Genomic DNA, 22,951 nt, shown 5'->3' on the forward strand with positions numbered 1-22,951 from the left:
AAGGAAGTGCGGCGGGCTTCTTTTTATACTAGAGATATCAATTAAATAGAAAAGGGGATCAACAAATGAACATTTTAGAAGCTCGCAAAATATATAAAAGCTACGGCAATAAATTCAACAAACAAGAGGTGCTGAGTGGCATTGACTTGACGATTGAAGCTGGAGAATTCGTCAGCATCATGGGTCCATCAGGCTCAGGGAAAACAACCCTTCTGAACGTATTGTCCTCTATTGATCATGTGTCTAGCGGATCCATTCGTATCGCAGATGCTGAGATGACACAAATGAAGGATCAGCAGCTTGCAGAATTCAGAAAAAAGCAGCTTGGCTTTGTTTTTCAGGATTATAACTTACTTGATACACTCACGGTCAAAGAGAACATCCTCTTGCCATTGTCCATCTCCAAAACGCCAAAGAAAGAAGCTTTCGAACGTTTTCAACAGCTTGCGGAGGACATGGGCATTTATGAACTAAGAGACAAATATCCGAATGAGCTCTCTGGTGGACAAAAACAACGGACATCAGCGGTTCGTGCCTTCATTCATGAACCGAGTCTTATTTTCGCGGATGAACCTACCGGAGCGCTTGATTCCAAATCTGCCTCTGATTTACTCAATAAGCTACAAGATTTCAATCGCAAACGAAAAGCGACCATTGTCATGGTGACACATGACCCTGTCGCAGCCAGCTATTCAAGACGTGTCATTTTTATCAAGGACGGCCAAATCTATACTCAGCTGAATAAAGGTGCTTTAGAAAGAAAGATGTTTTTCGAGGATATTATGAAAACGCAAGGTGTTTTAGGTGGTGTGAAGCATGAACATTAATCAGCTCATTCTTCGTAACTTGAAGAAAAATTTGAAGAATTACTATTTGTATGTGTTTGCTCTCGTGTTTAGTGTGGCGCTCTACTTTTCTTTTGTCACCTTGCAGTACTCACCAGCACTTGATGATGTAAAGGGGTCCATTAAGGGCGGTTCGTCGATCAAAGCCGCTTCAGTACTACTCATTGCCATTGTTGGGATCTTCTTGTTATATGCGAACAGCATTTTTATTAAACGAAGAGGGAGAGAAATAGGTCTCCTCCAGCTCATTGGCATGACGAAACAAAAAATTGCCAAACTGCTCAATGCAGAAAACTTTATCCTATACGTGTTCTCAATGGCTGTTGGTATCATAGCTGGTTTTATCGGTTCAAAACTCATGCTGATGGTGCTATTTAAAGTAACCGGCGTGAACGCCATCGCCAACCTGCATTTTTCAGGCATGGCCCTTTTGCAGACACTGATCGTCTTTTTCATCATCTATGGATTAATCATGTTAAGAAATCGATGGTTTATTAATAGACAGACGATTTTATCTTTGTTTAGATCCACGTCATCCACAGAGCAGCGTGTGAAAAAAATCTCTGTGTTTGAGATCATCATTGGGGTTTTCGGTATTGTCTTGATTAGTTCAGGCTATTATATTTCCTCTAAGCTTTTTACCGGCTCATATACGTCCATGCTTGCATTACTTTTAGCGATGATTTATATTCTTGGCTCTGTCATTATCGGTACCTTTCTTTTCTATAAAGGCTCTGTTTCCTTCATTGCCAATATCGTACGTAAAAGAAAAAATGGCTATCTCGCCATTCATGAAGTCCTGTCTCTGTCATCTATTATGTTCCGGTTAAAATCAAACGCACTGCTTTTAACGATTATTACAACGGTATCTGCACTGGCTATCGGGTTGTTATCTTTAAGCTACATTTCTTATTACTCAGCAGAAAAAACCGCTGAACAACAGATCCCATCACATTTCGTTATGGGATCAGAGAAAGAAGTCAATACCTTCACTCGTGCACTTTCTGACAAACATATTGCGTATGAAACAAAACAATTCAAAGTCATTCAAGCGAAGTTTGACGCAAAGAAGATCATGGATTCAGAGATAAAAAATATGAATAATGACCCAGGTGTCTTAACTCTACCTGTGATCAGTGAGAAAAACGCACCAAATATTCATGTAAAAAGCAACGAAGTCATCTTAAGCGGCTACAGTGATTTATTGAAGAAATTCATGCCGATTCAAAACTCAGGTGATGTGAAACTACTTATCAAGAAACCCCTTGACTTAAAGGTCATTGATATGAAGAAAGATTATCTCATCTCTTACAACTTCACGTTTGGTGGTCTACCTGTTGCTGTCGTCAGTGAAAGTGTCTTTGAACAGCTTGACCAGCAGAAAGATCCTAAACTTCAGGTTGAGCATAATCAATATCACGCAGTCAATATAAAAGATGATCAAAACCTTGAACAAGCGAATGATGTGTTTACCTCTTTAAAACTAGGTGACAAAAGCATGTCTCAATTGGCTTCAGCTCAGCAGCAAAAGCAAACAATAGGACTGATGATGTTTGTCGTCGGATTTTTAGGTCTCAGCTTCCTTGTCACATCAGGCTGTATTTTATACTTCAAGCAGATGAATGAAAGTGAAGAAGAACAAAGCTCTTACACGATCTTGCGTAAGCTTGGTTTTACTGAGAAGGATCTATTAAAAGGTATTCGGCTCAAACAGCTATTTAACTTTGGGATTCCACTCATTGTCGGGTTGCTTCACAGCTACTTTGCAGTACAGTCAGGCTGGTTTTTATTCGGCGGTGAACTGTGGACACCAATGCTCATCGTCATGTCGATTTATACAGTGTTATATTCTATCTTCGGCTTCCTTTCTGTCCAATATTATAAAAAGGTCATTAAAGAATCCTTGTAAACTCATCCCCATAGGCAGCTACCTATGGGGATTGTTTGTTTATGATGGCGTTGATTCAAACTTGTGCGATAGAATATGATCTCTTGCCGCATAAGCTTTCCGTTTGACCTCTTCTAGATTCACATCGACAAGCTTTCCGTTTCGTTTTACTGCTTTTCCAGCCACATAAACAGAGTCAACATTTGAAGGGTGTGCCGTTTGGACAACCGCTCCAGCCGGATCTGTCATCGGCAGAAGATTCATGCTTGTCCGGTCGATTAGGATGAAATCAGCTTCTTTTCCAGGTGTGAGCGAGCCAATTTTATGATCAAGCTGTAATGCACGAGCCCCATTGATCGTCGCAGCTTCAAGCATTTGTTGAGCAGAAATTCCAAGGTCAGGCCCCGGCATGATTCCCTCCATGAGCAATGATTGATTTTGGAGCGCGCGCTCTGCCTGAAGCCCGAACTTCATTTGAGCAAATAAATCTCCGCCTGTCACCGTGACCACGTCTACACCAAGCGTTGGAAGAACACCTTGTTCAATCGCAAGTCCTGTCACTGGATAACCGTGACCCATCATCATTTCAATTTCAGGTGTAATGGATATGGAGCTTCCGCTGTCTGCCAGCATCTTCATTTGATCTGCATCGATTGCATTGATATGCACCATGTTAAGGTCAGGCCCAAGTAACCCTGCTTTGTGAAGCCGCTCAATCGAACGATCCTCCGCTCCCCAATTCCCAAAGCCAATATGCATACTGCATAGAGCATCTAGCGACCGGGCTGTCTCAATTTCAAATACTGAAGTTTCCCATGAAGAAAATTCTGGTCCACGAATCGCAAGCCCCATTGTCAAAAGCTGATCTGATGATTGAAAATGTGCTTTTTTCACGCGTGCTGCATCCTCCATATTGGTGAGCGTGCTCTCCCTATCCCAATACTCAGCATCTCCAGAGGTACCGAAAGCAAAAACAGCTCGAATGCCAGCATCCTTTAATCCTCCGATGAGCTCTTCTGTATGATCCATTGAATTGATCATCGTCCAGTCTAAAAACGTGGTCACTCCTGCATCTAAAGCCTCTAATGCCCCTAAATAATTCGCGATCCGATCATCAGAGGGGCGTCTCATCGCACCATAGTTCCCATAATAGATTTTGCTCAAATATGTCTGCAAAGACCAATCTGTGCCTATGCCTCTGATGACTGACTGCCACACATGGCGATGTGTATCCACAAGCCCTGGCATGATCACCATATCGGACGCATCGACAATGTCAGCCTCATTTGCTTCAATGAAAGATCCGACCTCTAAAATGTGTGTCCCTTCAATTAATAAATCTCCTTTTTCTAAAAAACCTACAGTTGGATCAAGTGTTAAAATCGCCGCGTCTTTAAACAATGTTTTCTTCATCCATATCCCCCTTTTCAAATGACGAGGAAGAGTTCTCCCACCCTCACTGTCATTTTAGAACATAAAAGGATCAAATTAGAAGAAAAGTGACTCACTAATTGGTTTATTTGCTGATATTTCTAAAATAGTTGTAGATTCGTTTTAATTTGACCTCATGTTTTCCTTTTGGGCTTTCCATCATGCCAAACTCAAAGAACTTCACAGGTTTGATTCCGACATATTGTAAGAGGGCTCGTTTCATTAACATCTTGTGTGCATTTTGCAAAAAGAACAAAGGGTAGTTGGTTGGCCCTTGCATCGTCGATACACAAACAGCACTTTTTCCTTTTAACAGTCCTTCGGGAAGCAGCCCGCCTGTTTGACGATAAGCAAAATTCGCAGCAAACATGCGATCAATAAAACCAAGCAGCATGGCTGGAGGTCTTCCCCACCAAATAGGATATACGAACACGATTTTGTCCGCCCATTTGATCTTCTCCTGATACACCCGAATGTCAGGGTCCTTATGCATGTCACGTCTTTTTTTCTCTTGATTAAAAACCAGCACAGGATCAAATTCTTCTTTGTATAAATCAATGATTTTCACTTCATGAACTAGTGGATTCTCTTCAGTGCCTTTCATGATTTCTTTTAAAAAAGCACCATTTAAACTATTGTGATGGGGGTGAGTATAAATAATGAGTACATTCATGTATGATCTCCTTTTGTTATCAATTGATAACAAAATGATATACCCCCATTAAATAGTTGTCAAATGATAATTGTTTTTTGATAATAATTTTGGTATGTTACGTAGGAGGTGATAAACATGAAACATCCCCATTTCTTCAAGGAATTCGTCGCATTCGCTTCTACTTTTTCAGAGCTGAAGCACGCCCTGATGAGCAAAGTCAAACCAGCTAACCTAACAACCTTACAATACTTAATACTAGAGCAACTAGCTGTCAGCGAGCCGCTTACGCCAAGTGAAATTGCCGACTGTCAGCACATGTCTCTTCCGAATGTCAGTAGAGAACTGAAAAAACTGCACGAGAAACAATTCATTGATAGAGAAGAAGACCGTGATGACAAACGAAAACATGTCATTAAGCTGTCTGACAAAGGCCGTGCTTGTATGAATGAAGCTTTCCAGCATATCGAAGGGGTGCTATTAGACAGCCTATCTTCCTCCGATATAGAACAAATGGATGATATCATTCAAGCTCTCCGCCTTTTAAATCAAACGATTTTCAAAAAAGAACCTAAAAAAGCATGAGCGTATCGCTCATGCAAAGGATATTTTATTTTATTAATCAAGAGATGCTAAAAGATACGTAATGAGACCAATAATGGGAATGATCGGGATCATGAATTTCAATGTGGTGCTTGTATTCTTATATAAATTCCATAGCAACACTGGTATACCAAATGTCAACGTATCAAAAATTGCAAGAACTACTCCCTTGCGCTGTTCTTTATGAGCCATTCTAAAAACCCCCCATTCACCAAACTTTTTTTACACAATAACCGGCTAATCCTGCAGATATCCCTCCATTAATCACTGCACATGCTATACAGCTAGCGGGTCCCGTAAAACAAATATAATAACAAGCTCCTAGAACCATTGAACGCAGCGGAAGAGATTCATTCGGGCCGCTTTTCTTTTTTAAGCAATTCCAAAACTTGTTCCAATTAAAACTCGTTTGAATTTCCGATTCATCCATCTGGAAAATTTTCTTATTTAATTCCATCATATCTTGCTTTGCATCATTTTCACCATAGGTAAAAGATCCTTTTAAAAACTCCCCTTTTTGGTTGATATGGAACTTATTTTTCATTTTTCCATTTTGAAAGAAATATGAGTTCAAATTCCCTTTCTCATCGTATTCTGCAAGTTGAATATAGTGGGCTTTTATTTGACCTAGTGAAACGGCAATGAAGGAAACATTATTTAATAGCTGATGATCTGTCTCCTTCTTTTTCAGATAAAAATAAACAACATCCGTTTTAGCAGCGTTCAAATGAACTACTGCACTTTCTCCATTTAATAGATAACCTTGCTTTTCGACTAATTCTTTTGCCTGTAAAAATTGAGAGCTTCTTTTTGCCTTTTTAATGCGTTTTTCTACTACTTTATCATTTTGTATCTTTTTAAAGGGCTCGTTCTCCTTTATGGTAACTGCCTTTCCTACAGGGTATTGTCCGAATAAAAGTGATATGAATAATAACACACAAAATATTTTTCTTATCTTCATCATTTAACCTCCTTTAGTAAACTTAATCAAAATTATAACTTCTTAAGGAAAATAATGTAATAGACTTTTTTTACCAATAAATTAACTAGAGATAATGTAGCATATATCCTATGACTTATCATTTCCTCTAGGCAATTGAATGTGTGATCTTCCTATTGAGATCATACTGACACTAGCTAAATAGCCTTTTCAATACACAAAAAAGCGCAGGACTTTTAAGCCCAAACGCTTCTCTCTTTTTTCTCTTATGTACTTTTATACAATCAATTGATACCCAATGTATAACGCGACAAGCCAAATCATGACTGCTGAAGCTTTATTGATACGGTTCATCCACTTCCCGTTTGTATCTAACTTCCCTAGCATCTTCCCTAAAAGAGCGAGCCCAATAAACCATAACCAGGACACGATGATACAAGCGAGGGTAAACGCCCATTTTTCTGCCCCGTTATATTGAAGCGAATTTGTGCCAATCACGCCAATGGTATCGAGAATGGCGTGGGGATTTAAAAGTGAAACTGAACAGGCAAAAAGAATTTGTTTTCTCTCAGGCATGAATTCCTGCTTCTCTTTAGCACCTGTTGATGAGTTTGTGTTCCACACGGACCATCCCATATATACTAAAAAACAAAATCCAATGAGGTAAAGACACATTTGCAGCATCGGAATGGTGAACACCACAACAGAAACCCCAATGACAGCTAACGCAATTAAAAGTGTGTCACAAAGAGCAGCAGTGATAACGACAGGTAAAGCCTGATATAATCGCGGCTGAAGTGCTCCTTGCTGAAATACAAATACATTTTGTGCGCCCAATGGTAAAATGAGGCCAAAGGCAAGCACAATTCCATGAACGATGGCAATGAACATCTTCTAATATTCTCCTTTTCAAGCAATTCCAACACATTTTAACATAAAACATCATGATCTTTTCCAGCAGAATTGATGATCCATAAAAAAAGCGCTGGATGCTTTCATCCAAACGCTTTTCGTTTATTCATCAAGATCCTTTTCGTGCAAGCTCTCTTTCTCTCAGCTCGACGCGACGGATTTTCGCTGACGGTGTTTTTGGCAGTTCGTCAATGAATTCAATTTCTCTTGGGTATTTGTAAGGTGCTGTTGTGTTTTTCACATGTGTTTGCAGCTCTTTGATCAGCTCATCACTTTGTGCTGATTCATCACGTAGGACAACATATGCCTTCACGATGGATCCTCTGATTTCATCTGGACTCGCCACAACCGCACATTCTTTCACTGCTGGGTGTTTAATCAGCGCATCTTCTACTTCAAACGGCCCAATGGTATAGCCTGAGCTGACGATGATATCATCTCTGCGGCTTTCAAACCAGAAGTAGCCATCTTCATCTTTTTTCGCACGGTCACCGGTAATAAAGTAATTCCCGCGGCGCTGCGCCTTCGTACGCTCTTCATCTTTGTAGTATTCCTTAAATAAAGCCGGCGTTTCGAGATGAACCGCAATGTCACCAACTTCTCCATGAGCGCATACGCTGCCGTCCTCATCAATGATCTCGACTTCGTTGCCAGGTGTTGGTTTTCCCATACTCCCAGGCTTGATATCCATTCCTTTTAGCACCCCAACGAGCAGTGTGCTTTCTGTTTGGCCATAGCCGTCTCGTACTTCTATATCAAAATGCTTTTTGAATGTATCAATGACTTCACGGTTGAGCGGCTCTCCCGCAGACACGGCACTATGTAGCTTTGGAAGCTCGTACTGACTTAAGTCATCTACTTTCGCCATAAATCTGTATTCTGTCGGCGTACAGCATAGGACATTGATTTCATTTTTTTGAAGCAGTTCTAAGTATGTATTTGGATTGAACTTCCCTCCGTATACAAAACCTTCTGCCCCGCTTCCTAACACTGATAAGAGAGGGCTCCACACCCATTTTTGCCACCCTGGTCCTGCTGTCGCCCATACTTTATCCCCTTCATTAATGGAAAGCCATGCTTTGGCAGCCGTGCGTAAATGTGCATATGCCCAGCCATGTGTATGAACAACCCCTTTGGGATTGCCTGTTGTACCAGATGTATAGGATAAGAACGCCATATCAGTACGTGTTGTTGGAGCCATTTGCAGCTCGCTTGATTGCTCTTCTTTTTGCGCGAGAATGTTTGTCCAACCATGATCGTTCTCACCGATTGAGAATGTTTTAAAATCGTTTGGTTTTTGGGTTCCGTCGAACGATTGAATGAATGAAGAGTAAACGATCGCTCCCTTTGCTTCTGCATGTTCAATTCGGTAATCTAAATCTTTTGCACGCAGCATTTCTGAACAAGGAATGACGACCATTCCTGTTTTCAAGATCGCTAAATAAATGCTGTATGCCTCTAGCATGCGCGGCACCATCACAATGATTTTATCGCCTTTTTTAAAGCCTGCATTTAATAATACATGACCAATTTTATTTGCTTCTTCCACTAAAGCTGCATATGTCACATGTGCTTCGTGGCCATTTCCATCCTGCCAGTGCAGGGCCATTTTCTTCTTGTCATGACTGAACGCTTCAATCTCACTGACTAAGTTATATTGTTCTGGTGCAATTAAGTCTTCTCTTTTCATGATACAGCTCCTTTTAGCCTCTTTCTATGAAACGAAACATGTTTCAATTTACCCATTCTAACACTCATAACTGAAAAATGCTTGAATTAGGACCTACTCCTAGTATTATGCCATAATTTTTTCAATTCGTCTTCTTTTTTGTAAATATTCAAACTATTTTTATGTACAAAAAGAAAAGAGCGGGAATGATCCCGCTCCTAAGCCATAGCTTTTTAATTGTGTGTCTTAGAAAGATCCGCCACCCATATGTTGTTGAGCGTAAGATACAAGACGCTTAGTGATTTCTCCACCAACTGATCCGTTAGCGCGAGCTGTTGTTTCTGCACCAAGGTTTACACCGAATTCAGAAGCGATTTCGTACTTCATTTGGTCGATTGCTTGTGCAGCGCCTGGTACTAGTAATTGGTTAGAACTGCTTTGTCTGTTTTGTTGAGCCATGTGTTCTCACCTCCTTGTGAATATAGAATGTGTAGAAACACATGACTTCATGCGATTGATTTTATGGTAATTATTATGAAATTTTTATTTTAGAATAAATCAGCGAATTCGTCTGCCGCTTTCTTCTCATTTTTGACGATGATCGTTTCGATTTGCTCCACTGCCTCATCAAGCATTGGCTCAAAATCAGCAAAGCTTTCGTAGCGTTCTACTTTCTCAAGCTTTGGTTTTGTTTTAGGAGACGGCGGCGTAAAGATCGTGCAGCAATCCTCGAAAGGCTGAATGCTTGTCTCGTAAGTACCAATTCGTCTCGCTTCATCAATAATATCATTCTTATCAACCGCAATAAGCGGGCGAATGATTGGTGTATTGGTCACATGGTTAATGGCATACATGCTTTCAAGTGTTTGACTTGCGACTTGTCCAAGGCTTTCACCAGTAATAATTGCAAGAGCATCACGCTTCTCTCTTATTTTATCTGCAATTTTCAGCATCATTCTTCTTGTTGATGTCATCGTATAGTTTTCAGGTACTTGTTTATGAATCAGCTCTTGAATTTTTGTAAAAGGGACGATGTGAAGTTTTATTTCGCCACCATATGCAGCTAAGCACTCTGTCAGATCAATGACCTTTTGCTTAGCACGTTCACTTGTATATGGGGGACTAAAGAAATGGACAGCCTCAATTTGAATACCGCGTTTCATCGCTTGATAGCCGGCAACTGGGCTGTCAAAGCCTCCTGAAAGCATGAGCATCGCTCTTCCGCTTGAACCAACCGGCAATCCGCCTGCACCTTTGACATCTTTAAATGTAATATATGTCGCCTGTTCTCTTATTTCAATACGCAAATGCACATCCGGCTGTTTGACATTGACCGTTAAGTTTTCTGTATTCCTCAGCACATGTCCACCAATTTCACGGTTCATTTCATTTGAATCAAGTTCAAATTGTTTATAAGACCGTTTCGTTGAGACCTTAAATGTATTTCCTTGTTCATACACTTCCTGTACCGCTGTGAGTGCCGCTTCTTTAATGGCATCGAGATTTGTCTCACATTTCACCGCCAGACTAAAGCTTTGAATGCCAAATACACCTTTAAGCTGTTCTGAAATCGGCTCAGGGTCTTCTCCGTTCAGCATAATCGTAATGCGGTCTCTATCAGATGCATATTTTAATGCTTCAAAGTCTTTCAATACAAACCGGATATGCTGCCTTAGTTTTTCAATAAATTTCTTTCTATTTTTCCCTTTTGTTGAAATTTCACCAAAACGGACTAAAATATGATCATATTTCATGTTGTTATCTCATTCCTTTTAATTTTTTCACACTTTGTGCGATCGATGTGATGATTTGCGGTGCTAGCTCTGGTCCTTGTCCATACGTCAAACTGATTCTCATACTGCTTTTTGCCGCTTCTTCCGATTTTCCCATCGCTAGGAGAACTTGGCTCGGCTCCTTTTTCTTAGCTGAGCAGGCAGAGGTTGTCGAGACATATATGCCTTCTTTTTCAAGCATATGGAGAAGGACCTCGATTTGAATACCTGGAACTGAAAAATTGACAATATGCGGCGCACTTTGCGTTAGCGGTGTGTTGATCACAATACCTTCTATTTCTCCAAGCTGCTTTTGTAGCTGCGTTTTTAAGTTGAGCATTTCATTATGATGTTTTTTTTGCAGTTCGAATGATTGTTTCATGGCTTTTGCTAGGCTGACAGCACCAGCAGGGTTTTCTGTACCTGAGCGCAGGCCTAATTCCTGCTCTCCTCCTGTGATAAAAGGGGCAAGCACTATACCTTTCTTTAAAAAGAGCGCTCCTGTGCCCTTTAAGCCATGAATTTTGTGGCCTGATATCGTCAAAAGATCCACATCCAGCTGTTTATCAAGTGCTACTCTGCACATTCCCTGCACCCCGTCGACATGAAATAGGGCATTTTCAGCATGCTCACGAATCATGCCAGCAGCTTCTTCAATCGGCTGGATGGCACCCGTTTCGTTATTGACATGCATCATGCTGACAAGTACTGTATCAGGACGAAGCACTTCTTTTAAGTGTTTCATATCTGCATGGCCATGCTCATTTACTCGGATATAGGAGATATCGAAACCAAATAAAGCCTTTAGCTGTTCAAACGATTCGATGACAGAGGGGTGTTCAATTGCTGTTGTCACAATATGTTTCCCCCGGTTCATTTTGGCGAGAGCTGCTCCTTTAATGGCAATGTTATTTGCTTCTGTTGCACCAGAAGTAAAAATAATCTCATATTGTTTCAAGCCTGTATAGTGAAGCATTTGTTTTCTCGTTTCATTTAGCAGCCGGCTTGCATCAATTCCGAGCTGATGAAGCGATGATGGATTCCCAAAAAAACGTTCACTCACTTGCTGATATACTTGTAAAACCTCTGGATAAGGCTTGGTTGTTGCACTATTATCAAGATAGATCATATTGTAACTCCTTACAAAAAACTTAAAAAATAAATGCATTTATATGTTACCATAATGAAGTCAGACAGAGAATTTTCTGAAAATGGCAGTTGACAACTTTCCATTTTCACTATATCATCCATAGTGCCAATGGCACATAAACATTTTAATTGTCAGAATATTTTAATTTGGCACACAACACTGATTAAGGAGGGACTATTTTGAAAAATAGTTTAAGTATAAAAGAGACGCTAGCCATTGGTTTGATGCTTTTTGCATTATTCTTTGGTGCAGGAAATATGATTTTCCCACCTGTTCTTGGACAATATGCGGGTGAAAATGTATGGCTTGCCATAGGTGGATTTTTACTCACAGGAGTAGGACTTCCGCTTCTTGGGGTGATTGCAGTTGCCCTTACAGGTACCGGTGCAAAGGGCCTTGCGGATAAAGCACATCCAAAATTCGGGACCATCTTCACCGTGATTTTGTATTTATCTATCGGGCCATTTTTCGCAATCCCGCGAACTGGTACGGTTTCATATGAGATAGGATTAGCTCCATTTCTCTCAGGTACCCAAGCCACTTCATGGATACCACTATTCGTCTTTACCGTAGTGTTTTTCACTATTTCATACTTGCTTGCTTTAAATCCTTCAAAGCTGGTTGATCGAATTGGGAAAATTTTGACACCGATCTTATTAACTGTTATCGCTATTATTGTCATTAAAGCCATTGCTACGCCAATGGGAATGATCGGTGCTCCTGATGCAACCTATAAGGCAAATCCGCTCTTTACTGGATTTTTAGAAGGTTATAAAACAATGGATGCTCTCGCTTCTATCGTATTTGGAATCGTCGTCGTGACAGCTGTTAAGGACAGAGGCATCACGGAACGGAAATCTCTTGCAGCAGCTTGTATTAAAGCAGGACTCGTGGCAGCTGTTGGGCTAGCATTAGTCTACATTTCACTTGCTTATGTGGGTGCTTCAAGCCCCGATGCGACGGGAATGGTTGGAGCAAATGAAGGAGGCAAACTGCTTTCACTTTCTGCCAACTTTTTATTCGGTTCTGCTGGTAACATTGTTCTTGGCGCAGCCATTTTATTCGCTTGTTTAACGACTAGTGTTGGACTTATTTCATCTTGTGGAGAATATTTTTCAAAGCTCTTCCCTAGCCTGTCTTATCGCACAGTCGTTCTGATCGTTTCTTTATTTAGTACACTGGTTGCAAACCTTGGACTGGCACAAATTATCTCTCTATCTGTTCCAGTTCTTGTGACGATCTATCCACTAGCTATTGTTATTATTTTATTGTCATTCCTTGATCGCTGGATTAATGGCAGAAGAATCATTTATATCGTTTCTCTCATATTTACTGGTTTCTTTGCCATCATTGATGGATTATTAGCTGCCGAAGTGAATCTAGGCGGATTGCCTGGCATCTTGAAATCAATTGTTCCGTTTTACGATTTAGGCATTGGCTGGATCATACCAGCTATTATCGGTGCTATCGTTGGTTTACTTATTTCCATGTTTACCAGCCCGCCCAAGCAGCTTGCCTCATAATCATTGCAAGCCAAAACATCCCCTTCTCCATTGGAGGGGGATGTTTTTTTATTGTTCTCCATATACTAAAATAGAAAAATTCATGACTTTTGTACGAAAACACATGTTGACATCAGGCGTACATCCTTTATAATTAGTGATTGTTAATGATGAACGGTTACCTAGCAACTAATTAACAGAATATTTCAACATAATAATGGAGGCTTTAAATGCAATGAAGGCAACTTTGTCGACGAAAGATACGGTTATCATAGGTTTTATGCTGTTTGCTCTATTCTTCGGCGCCGGTAATATGATTTATCCACCAGAGCTTGGGCAATATGCTGGGCAAAATGTGTGGAAAGCAATGGGCGGATTTTTATTAACAGGTGTCGGTTTACCTCTTCTAGGGATTATTGCAATCGCTCTGACTGGTCGAGATGCGAAAGGATTAGCTGATAAAGCTCACCCAGCTTTTGGAACAGCGTTTACCGTCATTTTATATTTATCTATTGGGCCACTTTTCGCTATTCCTCGTACAGGAACGGTTTCATATGAAATTGGTGCATTACCCTTTTTAGCAAGTGTACCAGCTTGGCTCTCACTTCTTTTATTCACACTTGTCTTTTTTGGTATTACGTATTATCTTGCTCTAAATCCAACGAAGATTGTAGACCGTGTAGGAAAAGTGTTAACACCGATTAAATTTACGATTATTTTTATCATTATTGTCAAAGCCATTTTAACGCCGATGGGCGTTATTGGCACACCTGATGTATCCTATAGCAACGGATCATTTTTTAAAGGATTTTTAGAGGGCTATAAAACCATGGATGCTCTTGCTTCTATAGTGTTTGGGGTTGTTGTCATCAACGCCATTAAAGGACGCGGTGTGACAAGTAAAAAGGCACTGACATCTGCTTGTATCAAAGCGGGTCTGATTGCAGCTTGCGGATTAACATTTGTTTATCTATCTCTTGCTTATTTAGGCGCTTCAAGTACACATGCCATTGGTTTTGTTGGAGATGGTAGTAAAATCTTGGCTCAGTCTTCTCAATTCTTATTTGGCAGCTTAGGAAATATTGTGTTGGGTGCTGCGATTACGGTGGCTTGTTTAACGACAAGTATCGGTCTCGTTACATCATGCGGAGAGTATTTCTCGAATTTATTACCTAAACTTTCTTATAAAATGGTCGTTACACTCGTGACATTATTCAGTTTTATCATTTCAAATTTTGGACTTGCTCATATTATTGCTTTCTCTGTCCCAGTTTTAACTGCCATTTACCCACTAGCGATTGTCATCATTGTTTTGTCGCTAGCAGATAGATGGATTGGTCAAAGAAGACCTGTTTACGTCCTTACTTTGATTTTAACAGGCTGCGTCAGTTTGTTTGACGGCTTAGTAGCAGCGAAACTCCCGATTGGACCAGTGGAGGATCTCTTCCAAACGATATTACCTTTATATGACCTTGGTATTGGTTGGGTTGTTCCTGCTATTTTCGGAGTGGTCATTGGGTTCATTCTTTCTCTCTTCACTTCTCCTGCTTCCCAAAAGCGGGAGAAACAAGCATCTTAACAGAAAAAAGCTGAAGTCCTGTAAATGGACTTCAGCTTTTTTATTGATGCTGATACTCTTTTTCTTGCTGAGCTAATAGCTTTTGTACAGCACCTGGTGATGCTTTTTCAACAGCTGCTGCCGCTATGTCAAATGATCCGTTGTAATCATAAGCATAAAATCTTCGTTCCGCCTCTTTTAATTGTTCTGAAAGAATATGGTTTTGACTTCTAAAGCGATTACCATATTGAATGATTCGTTCAATTTGATCCACTTTACTAAGCATTTCTTCTGTCTCATCCACAACATTTCTGACTGTGTCAGAGGCTTCTTTTAATTGTTGATTTACTGCTGGCATGTTGAGCGGCAGGTTTTCCAGCTGCTCGTGCACTTGATGAATCATCTCCTGCGCTTTTTCAGCCCGCTCTTTCATCTCAGCAGGTACACCTGGAATATTGCTTTTATGTAGCTGACGTACTGTATCTGTCAGCATCGTTTTAAGCTCAGCCAGTGTTTCCCTCGCTTGTAATTCTTCTTTTCTTAATGATTGGAGATGACCTTTAAATGTGTCATGCAATGCTTTTGCATCTTCGATAAAGGTCTCCAGCTGATTAATTTCATCCATTAGTAATGAATATGCCACGTGATCACGATCAAGCTTCTCACGGATTTGTTTCATCAGCTTTTCAATTTCTTCTAAACGTTTTTCGAAGGCTTTCTGTTGATCGAGCTCTCCTGCTGTCAGCTTGTAGCTTTCTTTTACAAGAGCCGTTTCTGCCTTTGTTTGTGTGTGATCTTGCTCAAGCTTTTCGAATGCTTCTGTGAGCTCAGGCATTCTGCTTTTGATTTCCTGACCTGCCTCTACTTCCGCCTCCAGCTGATCATACAGCGTCTCAATCGCATCATCGATCATTTGCAGAATGCTTGATGCCTCTTCTAAATTGAGTTCATCAATGAGCAATTTTTCCGCTCTCGCAAGCTGTTTGTTTAAAGTCTCCAGCTCTTTCGTGATCTGGATGTGCTCCAGCTTGTAGCCTTTTTCCGACATTTCTTGATATCCGTCTTTCAGCTTCGTCAGCTGACCTGGTACGGTTTGTTTGCAGTCTGCAATAAGCTTTGGTACATCATTGATATATAGTTGAAGCTGGTCGAGTCTGCGGTCTTGCTCAAGCAATATCTTTCTTGCTTTCATGTAGTTTCCGTTTTCTGTTTCTTCCTCGTACTGCTTAATCCCTTCCCAGGCCTCATCTAAGTCCTGCTCCATTTTGTCATAAAGGGTGCCATATAAATGGCTATACGCAAGCAGATTTTTTCGAACCGTTTGGTATTGCTCTTTGACCTTTTCAATGTCCTTGCGATTTTGCTCCTCGCTTGTGACAAGGTCTGCAATTTCTTTTAAAATGTCTTCGATGTTCGAATCAGCAGCACTCAGCAAGTCCTCAATATGAGTTAGAACCTGCTTGGCTTTGGAGAATCGATATTTATCAGAATACTCTTCTGCGTCATATAATAGCTCCTCTACCTTTGGAAGATGGGCTGTGACGATATCGTCCCACTCTGCACGCCACCTTTCAAAAAATTGCTCTGTTTCTCCGGTCATTTTTAAGTGTTTGATTTTTGAAATTTCTTCTACAATTGATCTGTTTAAAATTTCAATTTTCCATGCTTCCAATCGATCAATCTCTTTATATATATTTTTTCTGAGAAAATAACCGACTGAAAACAAAGCAAGCAAAATGACAATTAAACCGATGATAAACTCCATAATGAGCCCCCTTGTTGTGATCTAAGTGATGTCAGGGTAAAAGTGTCCCGAGTAGACCTGAGAACCCTTTCGTGTCCGCTTTGCATTTGTCTTTTTATAAACAGGATCGTATGTTTTCCAATACCATCCATTCACGGTTTTATGTATGTTTTTCAAGAAAGCATTTGAGCGCTTTCTATCATTTGATCACACGTATTCATGTGACCTGCTTTTATGTATGCGGAAGCTGTCGTTTTCATTGTTATTATGATACCATGTAACCAGCATTTTTGGTCATGATTTTTCATTATTTTCACTGATAAACATGACGTTTTTCAAAATATCGACAAGAGGTGATGACATGCTGAAGCAAGATGCACATCTACATACATCGTTTTGTCCGCACGGCACGCCTGATTCTTTTCATTCTTATATTGAAAAAGCCATCAAAAAGGGATTTGATTCCATAACCTTTACTGAGCATGCCCCTCTGCCTCCATCGTTCCATGATCCAACACCAGCGCAGGATAGTGCCATGAAGCTCCAAGAACTGGAATCGTATATAACGAAATTGGATCAGCTGAAACAGGAATACAAAGGACAATTAATAGTAAAAACTGGGCTTGAGGTTGACTATATCAAAGAGTATGAAGAGGAAACAAGTGCCTTTTTAGACTGCTATGGTCCAGAACTAGACGATAGCATTTTGTCTGTTCACTTTCTTCCTGCTGGCGATGATTATATTTGCCTTGATTTTGACGAGCATGCCTTCCAGCAGCTAGTAAGCCTCTATGGCAGCATCGAACAGGTCTATCAAAGCTACTATGACCAAATTCATTCTTCTATTCTATCATCTTTAGGTCGCTATAAGCCAAATAGAATCGGTCATATCACCCTTGTGCAGAAATTCAAACAGCTTTTCCCATTTGAAATGACACCTACACTTTGTCAAAAGGTTACCCTTTGTCTTGAAGAAACGGCAAAAAAAGGCATGTCCTTAGATTTTAATACATCAGGTCTTCGTAAAACATATGCCAGAAGTATCTATTTAGATCAATGGATGATTGATCTTGCAAAACAGAAAAAAATTCCGCTTATATTTGGGTCTGATGCCCATCAAGCGGAAGATCTCGGATATGCTTATGATCAATTCGAAGACATCATGAGTTTTAAATGAGAATCTAACGCCGGCTTTTTTGGTACTAGTAAATGATGAAGAGAGCGGCTCAGCTCCTTAAAATATGTTTGATAGAAATAAGGCTCATTTGGATTTAAGTAAAGCACCTCCATTAAATATTGCGGCTGTAAATAGGGCATCATGAGTAGTGATTTCAACTGAATCATAAAAGATGAGATGGAGAGCTGCTCACAAATCACATGGGTGATTTTTCCTTTTTCAATGATGAGCTGAAACAAATATTTTTCTTTCGTTAAATAGGTCGACATAATTTCTCTAATAAGCGTCGAATCAATCGTCACCTCTCGATAAACGAAACGGGTTAATTGACGGTGCTTGTGCTGATAAGATAAAATATCAAAAACCACATGTAATAAGCATTCTTTTGCATGACGAGTTTCCATGTGATGGATATGTGATTCAATCATGTGAATATAGCCTTCATAAAATTCGGATACGAGTTGCTCAAGCAGCCCTCCTTTTCCTTGAAAGTAATAAGAAATGTGGGCAACGTTGACGTTTGCTTCCTTCGCAATCTCACGGACAGAGGTTCCAGAAAATCCTTTTTGGTTAAAAAGTCTGATGGCAGCTTCAATAATACGATCTTTTGTTTGCACGGTTGTTGATGTTTTCATCCGCTCACCCCTCTTCATGAGTACATACTTCAAGATGAAGGCGGAAGTTCCTTTTACTATTGCTCGACAAATCCCACATGTGAGACGCAAGTTATGTATTTTTGAGATAGAAAGTAGGAGATTTTCATGTTTCATGTCGAAAAACAGTCTGGCGATCCATCAAAAGACTATCAATTGCTCGTTAAACAGGTCGAAGCCATTACAGATGGTGAGCCTGATCTAATTGCTAACCTAGCAAATGCGGCGGCGCTATTGTACCATTCACTCCCAGAGGTCAATTGGGCAGGATTTTATTTGGCTAAAGGCGATGAGCTTGTTCTCGGACCGTTTAACGGACTGCCTGCATGTGTGCGTATTCCATCTGGGAAAGGCGTTTGCGGTACTGCCTTTGCAACAGGTGAAGTCCAGCGTATCGCTGATGTGCACGCATTCCCTGGACATATCGCATGTGATGCAGCATCACAATCTGAAATTGTCGTTCCGCTCAAAGTAAATGGAGAGATCATTGGGGTTCTCGACATTGACAGCCCTGTGAAAGACCGTTTCAGTGAAGTAGATGAAACCTACTTAATTCAATTGACCGAGGTACTCCAAAAGGCGTTATCCTCCTCTACAAATGCATAATCTCACAAAAAAGCAGGCGCATTGTCTGCTTTTTATTTTTCTTCGCAGACGCGAAGCATCGCCATTGCCCCTAAATAGGTTGACTTCTCCTATCCAGCGTCATATAATAGAGTTTGTGTGAAATATGGCAGCCTTTTTGTTCGGCTTTTTTGTATCATTTTGTTCCTTCTATATGAAGGTGCATCTTGTAACTCCCTGCTGCTGGAGCGAGGATGCATGAAAACATAATGACGGAAAAGACAAAGAACAGACGGTTTTTATTTTTCACAAATAAAAACAAATAAGGAGGAGTCACATTATGGCTCGCTATACAGGTCCAAGTTGGAAGATTTCCCGCCGTTTAGGCATTTCATTAAGCGGAACAGGTAAGGAACTTGAAAAACGCCCTTACGCTCCAGGCCCACATGGTCCAGGACAACGCAAAAAACTATCTGAATACGGTTTACAATTACAAGAGAAGCAAAAGCTTCGTCACATGTACGGTGTCAACGAACGTCAATTCCGTACACTATTTGACAAAGCTGCTAAACTTCCTGGTAAACAAGGTGAAAACTTCATGATTCTTCTTGAAACTCGCCTTGACAACCTAGTATACCGTCTTGGCCTTGCGCGTACTCGTCGCCAAGCTCGTCAGCTAGTTAACCATGGCCACATCCTTGTTGATGGAAGCCGTGTAGACATCCCATCATTCTCTGTGAAACCAGGTCAAACGATTGCTCTTCGTGAGAAATCTCAAAACCTTGCAGTTGTGAAAGAATCAGTTGAAGTGAACAGCTTCGTTCCTGAATACCTTACTTTCGATGCTGAAAAGCTTGAAGGAACTTTCACTCGTCTTCCAGAGCGTTCTGAATTAGCGCCTGAAATCAGCGAACAACTAATCGTTGAGTTCTACTCTCGTTAATTTCATTACTTCTCTAAGAGAGAGCAAACAAACCCTAGATCCCTTGATTGTTCAAGATGGTCTAGGGTTTTTTGTTTGCATTCTTTTTTCTAATACAACCTCTCCAAATCACCGTATACAAATATAGGGAAATATTGATAGAATGGTGATGGATGACATATCCAAGCGGATGGTCTTCTATAGTACTTAAATGGAGGAGTTCCTTGTATAGTATCACAATCATTATATTCTTACTCTTAGCGCTAGCTGTTATCGCCTATTCAATTTTAAGAAAAAAACAAATCATCGATGAACCGCCAAATAGATTTGCTGCAAGTCTGTTTATCTTCCTGCTCTTTTTTTCTCTCTGCTTTGTGATCGCAGTTTCAACTGGTGTGCTATACATCGTCTCTTTAGGCGTAAATTTTCTTTTTGGAGAACAAATTACGTATGATTCATTTTTTTCTTTGATTTCGTTCTCATTATTCGTGAGTGTCATCGTCGTTTTTTGGTCTCCTATTCTTCTATTCGTAGGCAAAGGGCTAGCTTATTTACTTAAGTTCCCTACATGGCTCACTTATGCTTTGGAATGGATCAGTTCTTGGATTGTTTTACATTTCTCTATCAAGTATGTGCTTCACATTAACCTAGTGAATGTATCGATAGGTGATTACGGTATATTGATTTTATCTTTCTTTGTCAGCTTTATATTTATTGAGATTGATCTCATTTACTCAAGAAAAAAACGAGAACAATCACTGGACACATCTGATTTGGCATAAAAAAGCTCCTAGATATTTTTCTAGGAGCTTTTTAACGTTCAATTATGATTTTGCCCAATTTGTGAGGAGTTGCTCTGTTGTCAGCACAGTCGCAAATTCCTCATGGAGTGTGGCAAGCGAGAGCCGATGGATTGTTTCTGGGTCAAAATATGTACCGGTTTGATCTGTTAGCCCAAAGGCTGCTGTTGCGTCCGAAATCAGATACGTATCAAAGCCAAGATTTCCGCTCATTCTTGTGGTTGTGGATACACAATGCGGTGTTGTGAGCCCTGCGATCACGACCGTGTCCATATGGTTTGATCTTAGTTGTTCTTCCAAGTTCGTACCAATGAAGCTGCTATTCACTTTCTTTTGGATCACCGTTTCTTCCTCTAACGGTCTGGCAATATCTTTGAACAGATGTCCTTCATTTGCCGGATGAAACAAAGAGTCTGGATTGTCGGCTGTATGCTGAATATGAATGACTTTCCAGCCTTTCTCTCTCCAAAACCTCAATAACTGGCTGATATTATTCTCTGCCTCTAAATTATTTCGTTCGCCCCACTTTTCATGCTCGAACGCCTTCTGTACATCAACAATGATCAAAGCCTTTTGACTCGTTTGCACAAACGCTCACCTCCAAAGATTCTTATTCACTACATGTAGTGTAAGGAATGGTGATTCTTTTGTACATGCTTTTACTGCTTTTTCATCAAAAAGACGAACCACACACTAGCGATGATGTAATAGATACCGAGAATCGATGTACAATTAGACAGCACCTCACCTATTTGAACTGATTTGACGAACTTCATCCAAATGAAATAGATGATGAGAAATGAGCATGGAAAATAGAGATAGTATCCGAAGAAATATTGCTTGAGTCTGTGTGTCAACGTGTTGCCTCCTTAACCAATTAGTAGCTGCCATATAGCGATGACATCAAAAAAGACAGCACAAGTCGCTGTCTTTTTCATTTTTAATTCGTATTCTGTCCTCCACCGTTTAGTCCTTCTTTAATATACCCTTTCACTTGGCTTGAGGTTAATAGACCGATATGGCCAACGCCGTGGATCAGGACATTTCTTGCGCCAATTAAACGCGAAAGGCTGTTGACGACAATCAAATCGGCTGAGCTATAAACAGATGTGTAAAGAATTTTTTGATTTGGATCTGTTCCTGGTAATGCTCTGCTTGAAACGAGTCCGTTTGCTCCACCAATGGTGACGACGTTTTCAATTTTATCGCCGCCATCTAGATTCTTAATATAGTATAGCGTGTTCGCCCCGCCCATACTATGCGCCACAATATCTACTTTTTTGGCACCCGTTTTGTCTAGCACATCTTTGACGAATCTAGATAAACGAGGACCATTGTTGCGGTTATTCCCTGTTTTGTCTATGAAATCGATAGCAAATAATTGGTTTCGATCCCAGCCTTGTCCAACCAAATAACTTTTAATCGAAGCAAAGTTATAAGACGCTCCTCCAATACCATGTACCATCACCACTGGATTATGCTCAGCCGCCTTCACCTCTTTAGGCTGGATAAAAGCCATTGAACCAATCACCAATGCAAATGCAACGAGAATCTGTAAACTCCTTTTCATCAATAACGACACTTTCATTCCCCCTTATTCATCTTATTCGACTCTATTTTATACAAGAAAAATATGTCAGAAAAGTGAACAAGGTAATGTTTATGAGATGATTTTACAGAAATATAAATAATCATAAAGCACCTTGGACTTTTTTAAATTAAAACAAAAAGACTACGAGACTTTCTTTCATATATAATATGAAAGACAAAAGGAGGTTCTACTAGATGTTATTTACTCAAACACCTGCAACACCTTATTATGCCGTGATTTTCACATCAAAACGAACAAATGTCGAGCAGAAGGAATACGCTGCGGCTGCTCAAAAAATGGAAGAATTAGCGAAAGAACTAGACGGCTTTCTTGGAATAGAAAGTGTAAGAGATGAACATGGCGTTGGAATCACTGTTTCTTACTGGAATTCATTAGCAGCCATCAAAGAATGGAAAGCACATACAGCACATCAGCGTGTTCAAAAAAAAGGGAAAAAGGATTGGTATGAAGCCTATACAACCCGAATTTGTAAGGTAGAACATGCTTATACAAACGAAGATTCACTTCTTGAACAAGAAGCAGACAAATGAGAGAAAACCGCTCTGTAAAAGCTTGAT

At 40.2% G+C, this 22,951-nt stretch carries 24 protein-coding genes; 10 read left to right on the forward strand and 14 right to left on the reverse strand.

The window, feature by feature from the left end; translation table 11 throughout:
- Positions 1-65 precede the first annotated feature (65 nt).
- Together NKR21_RS14630 and NKR21_RS14635 are read left to right on the forward strand one after the other, a co-directional pair.
- Positions 66-827, forward strand: coding sequence for an ABC transporter ATP-binding protein (locus NKR21_RS14630; protein ID WP_012010889.1), 762 nt, complete (start codon positions 66-68; stop codon positions 825-827).
- Positions 817-2,754, forward strand: coding sequence for an ABC transporter permease (locus tag NKR21_RS14635; RefSeq protein ID WP_144455542.1), 1,938 nt, complete (start codon positions 817-819; stop codon positions 2,752-2,754). Before NKR21_RS14630 ends, NKR21_RS14635 begins: the two co-directional genes overlap by 11 nt.
- 39 nt (positions 2,755-2,793) lie before the next feature.
- Here the strand turns inward: NKR21_RS14635 and NKR21_RS14640 are convergent, their stop codons facing one another.
- Both NKR21_RS14640 and NKR21_RS14645 read right to left on the reverse strand, forming a co-directional pair.
- On the reverse strand, positions 2,794-4,146 hold the full coding sequence (locus NKR21_RS14640) for an amidohydrolase family protein (RefSeq protein ID WP_144455540.1): 1,353 nt from the start codon (positions 4,144-4,146) through the stop codon (positions 2,794-2,796).
- Between the two features lie 103 nt (positions 4,147-4,249).
- Positions 4,250-4,837 (reverse strand): NAD(P)H-dependent oxidoreductase, encoded by a 588-nt coding sequence (locus NKR21_RS14645; RefSeq protein ID WP_012010892.1) that lies wholly within the window; start codon positions 4,835-4,837, stop codon positions 4,250-4,252.
- Positions 4,838-4,954: 117 nt separating this feature from the next.
- Here NKR21_RS14645 and NKR21_RS14650 point away from each other — a divergent pair, with 117 nt between their 5' ends.
- Entirely contained in the window at positions 4,955-5,401 is a 447-nt protein-coding gene (locus NKR21_RS14650; protein ID WP_144455538.1) for a MarR family winged helix-turn-helix transcriptional regulator, read from the forward strand.
- Positions 5,402-5,434: 33 nt separating this feature from the next.
- Here NKR21_RS14650 and NKR21_RS14655 read toward each other — a convergent pair whose 3' ends face one another.
- The 7 genes from NKR21_RS14655 to NKR21_RS14685 form a co-directional block, all read right to left on the reverse strand.
- Positions 5,435-5,611: a hypothetical protein gene (locus NKR21_RS14655; protein WP_186299618.1), complete on the reverse strand. Its 177-nt coding sequence runs from the start codon at positions 5,609-5,611 to the stop codon at positions 5,435-5,437.
- Between the two features lie 16 nt (positions 5,612-5,627).
- Positions 5,628-6,380 (reverse strand): hypothetical protein, encoded by a 753-nt coding sequence (locus tag NKR21_RS14660; protein WP_144455536.1) that lies wholly within the window; start codon positions 6,378-6,380, stop codon positions 5,628-5,630.
- A 255-nt stretch (positions 6,381-6,635) separates the two neighbouring features.
- Positions 6,636-7,250, reverse strand: coding sequence for a LysE/ArgO family amino acid transporter (locus NKR21_RS14665; RefSeq protein ID WP_119125229.1), 615 nt, complete (start codon positions 7,248-7,250; stop codon positions 6,636-6,638).
- 130 nt (positions 7,251-7,380) lie between these two features.
- A complete protein-coding gene (gene mbcS / locus NKR21_RS14670; RefSeq protein WP_119125230.1) occupies positions 7,381-8,961 on the reverse strand; it encodes an acyl-CoA synthetase MbcS in 1,581 nt (526 codons plus the stop codon).
- A 225-nt stretch (positions 8,962-9,186) separates the two neighbouring features.
- Positions 9,187-9,399 (reverse strand): alpha/beta-type small acid-soluble spore protein, encoded by a 213-nt coding sequence (locus tag NKR21_RS14675; protein ID WP_012010896.1) that lies wholly within the window; start codon positions 9,397-9,399, stop codon positions 9,187-9,189.
- 89 nt (positions 9,400-9,488) lie between these two features.
- Positions 9,489-10,694: a tRNA uracil 4-sulfurtransferase ThiI gene (gene thiI / locus NKR21_RS14680; RefSeq protein ID WP_088003606.1), complete on the reverse strand. Its 1,206-nt coding sequence runs from the start codon at positions 10,692-10,694 to the stop codon at positions 9,489-9,491.
- A gap of 4 nt (positions 10,695-10,698) precedes the next feature.
- A complete protein-coding gene (locus NKR21_RS14685; RefSeq protein ID WP_144455534.1) occupies positions 10,699-11,841 on the reverse strand; it encodes a cysteine desulfurase family protein in 1,143 nt (380 codons plus the stop codon).
- Positions 11,842-12,041: 200 nt separating this feature from the next.
- On the opposite strand from NKR21_RS14685, the gene brnQ (NKR21_RS14690) reads away from it, so the two are divergent.
- Complete coding sequence (gene brnQ, locus NKR21_RS14690; RefSeq protein WP_144455532.1) at positions 12,042-13,385, forward strand: branched-chain amino acid transport system II carrier protein; 1,344 nt, start codon at positions 12,042-12,044, stop codon at positions 13,383-13,385.
- 214 nt (positions 13,386-13,599) lie between these two features.
- On the forward strand, positions 13,600-14,943 hold the full coding sequence (brnQ, locus tag NKR21_RS14695) for a branched-chain amino acid transport system II carrier protein (RefSeq protein ID WP_144455530.1): 1,344 nt from the start codon (positions 13,600-13,602) through the stop codon (positions 14,941-14,943).
- A 40-nt stretch (positions 14,944-14,983) separates the two neighbouring features.
- Here brnQ (NKR21_RS14695) and ezrA read toward each other — a convergent pair whose 3' ends face one another.
- Complete coding sequence (gene ezrA, locus NKR21_RS14700) at positions 14,984-16,687, reverse strand: septation ring formation regulator EzrA (RefSeq protein ID WP_012010900.1); 1,704 nt, start codon at positions 16,685-16,687, stop codon at positions 14,984-14,986.
- A gap of 340 nt (positions 16,688-17,027) precedes the next feature.
- On the opposite strand from ezrA, the gene hisJ reads away from it, so the two are divergent.
- Positions 17,028-17,843, forward strand: a complete 816-nt coding sequence (hisJ, locus tag NKR21_RS14705) for a histidinol-phosphatase HisJ (protein WP_144455528.1) — start codon at positions 17,028-17,030, stop codon at positions 17,841-17,843.
- On the opposite strand, the gene refZ is transcribed toward hisJ, so the two are convergent.
- Positions 17,813-18,478 carry a forespore capture DNA-binding protein RefZ gene (refZ, locus tag NKR21_RS14710; protein ID WP_144455526.1) on the reverse strand — a complete coding sequence of 222 codons (666 nt, stop codon included), beginning with the start codon at positions 18,476-18,478 and terminating at the stop codon, positions 17,813-17,815. The genes hisJ and refZ overlap by 31 nt on opposite strands.
- A gap of 126 nt (positions 18,479-18,604) precedes the next feature.
- Here refZ and NKR21_RS14715 point away from each other — a divergent pair, with 126 nt between their 5' ends.
- The 3 genes from NKR21_RS14715 to NKR21_RS14725 all read left to right on the forward strand — a co-directional run bounded on the left by NKR21_RS14715 (position 18,605) and on the right by NKR21_RS14725 (position 20,764).
- Positions 18,605-19,102, forward strand: a complete 498-nt coding sequence (locus NKR21_RS14715; RefSeq protein ID WP_119125235.1) for a GAF domain-containing protein — start codon at positions 18,605-18,607, stop codon at positions 19,100-19,102.
- Positions 19,103-19,400: 298 nt separating this feature from the next.
- Positions 19,401-20,003, forward strand: a complete 603-nt coding sequence (gene rpsD, locus NKR21_RS14720) for a 30S ribosomal protein S4 (RefSeq protein WP_012010904.1) — start codon at positions 19,401-19,403, stop codon at positions 20,001-20,003.
- 203 nt (positions 20,004-20,206) lie between these two features.
- On the forward strand, positions 20,207-20,764 hold the full coding sequence (locus tag NKR21_RS14725; RefSeq protein WP_041815836.1) for a hypothetical protein: 558 nt from the start codon (positions 20,207-20,209) through the stop codon (positions 20,762-20,764).
- Between the two features lie 42 nt (positions 20,765-20,806).
- Here NKR21_RS14725 and NKR21_RS14730 read toward each other — a convergent pair whose 3' ends face one another.
- The 3 genes from NKR21_RS14730 to NKR21_RS14740 all read right to left on the reverse strand — a co-directional run bounded on the left by NKR21_RS14730 (position 20,807) and on the right by NKR21_RS14740 (position 22,301).
- The gene (locus NKR21_RS14730) at positions 20,807-21,370 is read right to left on the reverse strand and encodes a cysteine hydrolase family protein (RefSeq protein ID WP_119125236.1); all 564 of its coding nucleotides are present in this window, start codon (positions 21,368-21,370) and stop codon (positions 20,807-20,809) included.
- A 71-nt stretch (positions 21,371-21,441) separates the two neighbouring features.
- A complete protein-coding gene (locus NKR21_RS14735; protein WP_088003585.1) occupies positions 21,442-21,639 on the reverse strand; it encodes a hypothetical protein in 198 nt (65 codons plus the stop codon).
- A gap of 83 nt (positions 21,640-21,722) precedes the next feature.
- Entirely contained in the window at positions 21,723-22,301 is a 579-nt protein-coding gene (locus NKR21_RS14740) for an esterase/lipase family protein (protein ID WP_236832329.1), read from the reverse strand.
- A gap of 266 nt (positions 22,302-22,567) precedes the next feature.
- Here NKR21_RS14740 and NKR21_RS14745 point away from each other — a divergent pair, with 266 nt between their 5' ends.
- On the forward strand, positions 22,568-22,924 hold the full coding sequence (locus tag NKR21_RS14745) for an antibiotic biosynthesis monooxygenase family protein (protein WP_144455522.1): 357 nt from the start codon (positions 22,568-22,570) through the stop codon (positions 22,922-22,924).
- The last annotated feature ends 27 nt before the right edge of the window (positions 22,925-22,951 follow it).

The organism is Bacillus sp. 1735sda2, from assembly GCF_024159245.1.
Lineage (GTDB): Bacteria > Bacillota > Bacilli > Bacillales > Bacillaceae > Bacillus > Bacillus pumilus_O.

What these genes read in the sequence shown, in the direction of transcription:
- NKR21_RS14630 (WP_012010889.1), top strand. Translation starts at nt 66, where the DNA reads ATGAACATTTTAGAAGCTCGCAAAATATATAAAAGCTACGGCAATAAA.
- NKR21_RS14635 (WP_144455542.1), top strand. Translation starts at nt 817, where the DNA reads ATGAACATTAATCAGCTCATTCTTCGTAACTTGAAGAAAAATTTGAAG.
- NKR21_RS14640 (WP_144455540.1), bottom strand. Translation starts at nt 4,146, where the DNA reads ATGAAGAAAACATTGTTTAAAGACGCGGCGATTTTAACACTTGATCCA.
- NKR21_RS14645 (WP_012010892.1), bottom strand. Translation starts at nt 4,837, where the DNA reads ATGAATGTACTCATTATTTATACTCACCCCCATCACAATAGTTTAAAT.
- NKR21_RS14650 (WP_144455538.1), top strand. Translation starts at nt 4,955, where the DNA reads ATGAAACATCCCCATTTCTTCAAGGAATTCGTCGCATTCGCTTCTACT.
- NKR21_RS14655 (WP_186299618.1), bottom strand. Translation starts at nt 5,611, where the DNA reads ATGGCTCATAAAGAACAGCGCAAGGGAGTAGTTCTTGCAATTTTTGAT.
- NKR21_RS14660 (WP_144455536.1), bottom strand. Translation starts at nt 6,380, where the DNA reads ATGAAGATAAGAAAAATATTTTGTGTGTTATTATTCATATCACTTTTA.
- NKR21_RS14665 (WP_119125229.1), bottom strand. Translation starts at nt 7,250, where the DNA reads ATGTTCATTGCCATCGTTCATGGAATTGTGCTTGCCTTTGGCCTCATT.
- mbcS (WP_119125230.1), bottom strand. Translation starts at nt 8,961, where the DNA reads ATGAAAAGAGAAGACTTAATTGCACCAGAACAATATAACTTAGTCAGT.
- NKR21_RS14675 (WP_012010896.1), bottom strand. Translation starts at nt 9,399, where the DNA reads ATGGCTCAACAAAACAGACAAAGCAGTTCTAACCAATTACTAGTACCA.
- thiI (WP_088003606.1), bottom strand. Translation starts at nt 10,694, where the DNA reads ATGAAATATGATCATATTTTAGTCCGTTTTGGTGAAATTTCAACAAAA.
- NKR21_RS14685 (WP_144455534.1), bottom strand. Translation starts at nt 11,841, where the DNA reads ATGATCTATCTTGATAATAGTGCAACAACCAAGCCTTATCCAGAGGTT.
- brnQ (WP_144455530.1), top strand. Translation starts at nt 13,600, where the DNA reads ATGAAGGCAACTTTGTCGACGAAAGATACGGTTATCATAGGTTTTATG.
- ezrA (WP_012010900.1), bottom strand. Translation starts at nt 16,687, where the DNA reads ATGGAGTTTATCATCGGTTTAATTGTCATTTTGCTTGCTTTGTTTTCA.
- hisJ (WP_144455528.1), top strand. Translation starts at nt 17,028, where the DNA reads ATGCTGAAGCAAGATGCACATCTACATACATCGTTTTGTCCGCACGGC.
- refZ (WP_144455526.1), bottom strand. Translation starts at nt 18,478, where the DNA reads ATGAAAACATCAACAACCGTGCAAACAAAAGATCGTATTATTGAAGCT.
- NKR21_RS14715 (WP_119125235.1), top strand. Translation starts at nt 18,605, where the DNA reads ATGTTTCATGTCGAAAAACAGTCTGGCGATCCATCAAAAGACTATCAA.
- rpsD (WP_012010904.1), top strand. Translation starts at nt 19,401, where the DNA reads ATGGCTCGCTATACAGGTCCAAGTTGGAAGATTTCCCGCCGTTTAGGC.
- NKR21_RS14740 (WP_236832329.1), bottom strand. Translation starts at nt 22,301, where the DNA reads ATGGCTTTTATCCAGCCTAAAGAGGTGAAGGCGGCTGAGCATAATCCA.
- NKR21_RS14745 (WP_144455522.1), top strand. Translation starts at nt 22,568, where the DNA reads ATGTTATTTACTCAAACACCTGCAACACCTTATTATGCCGTGATTTTC.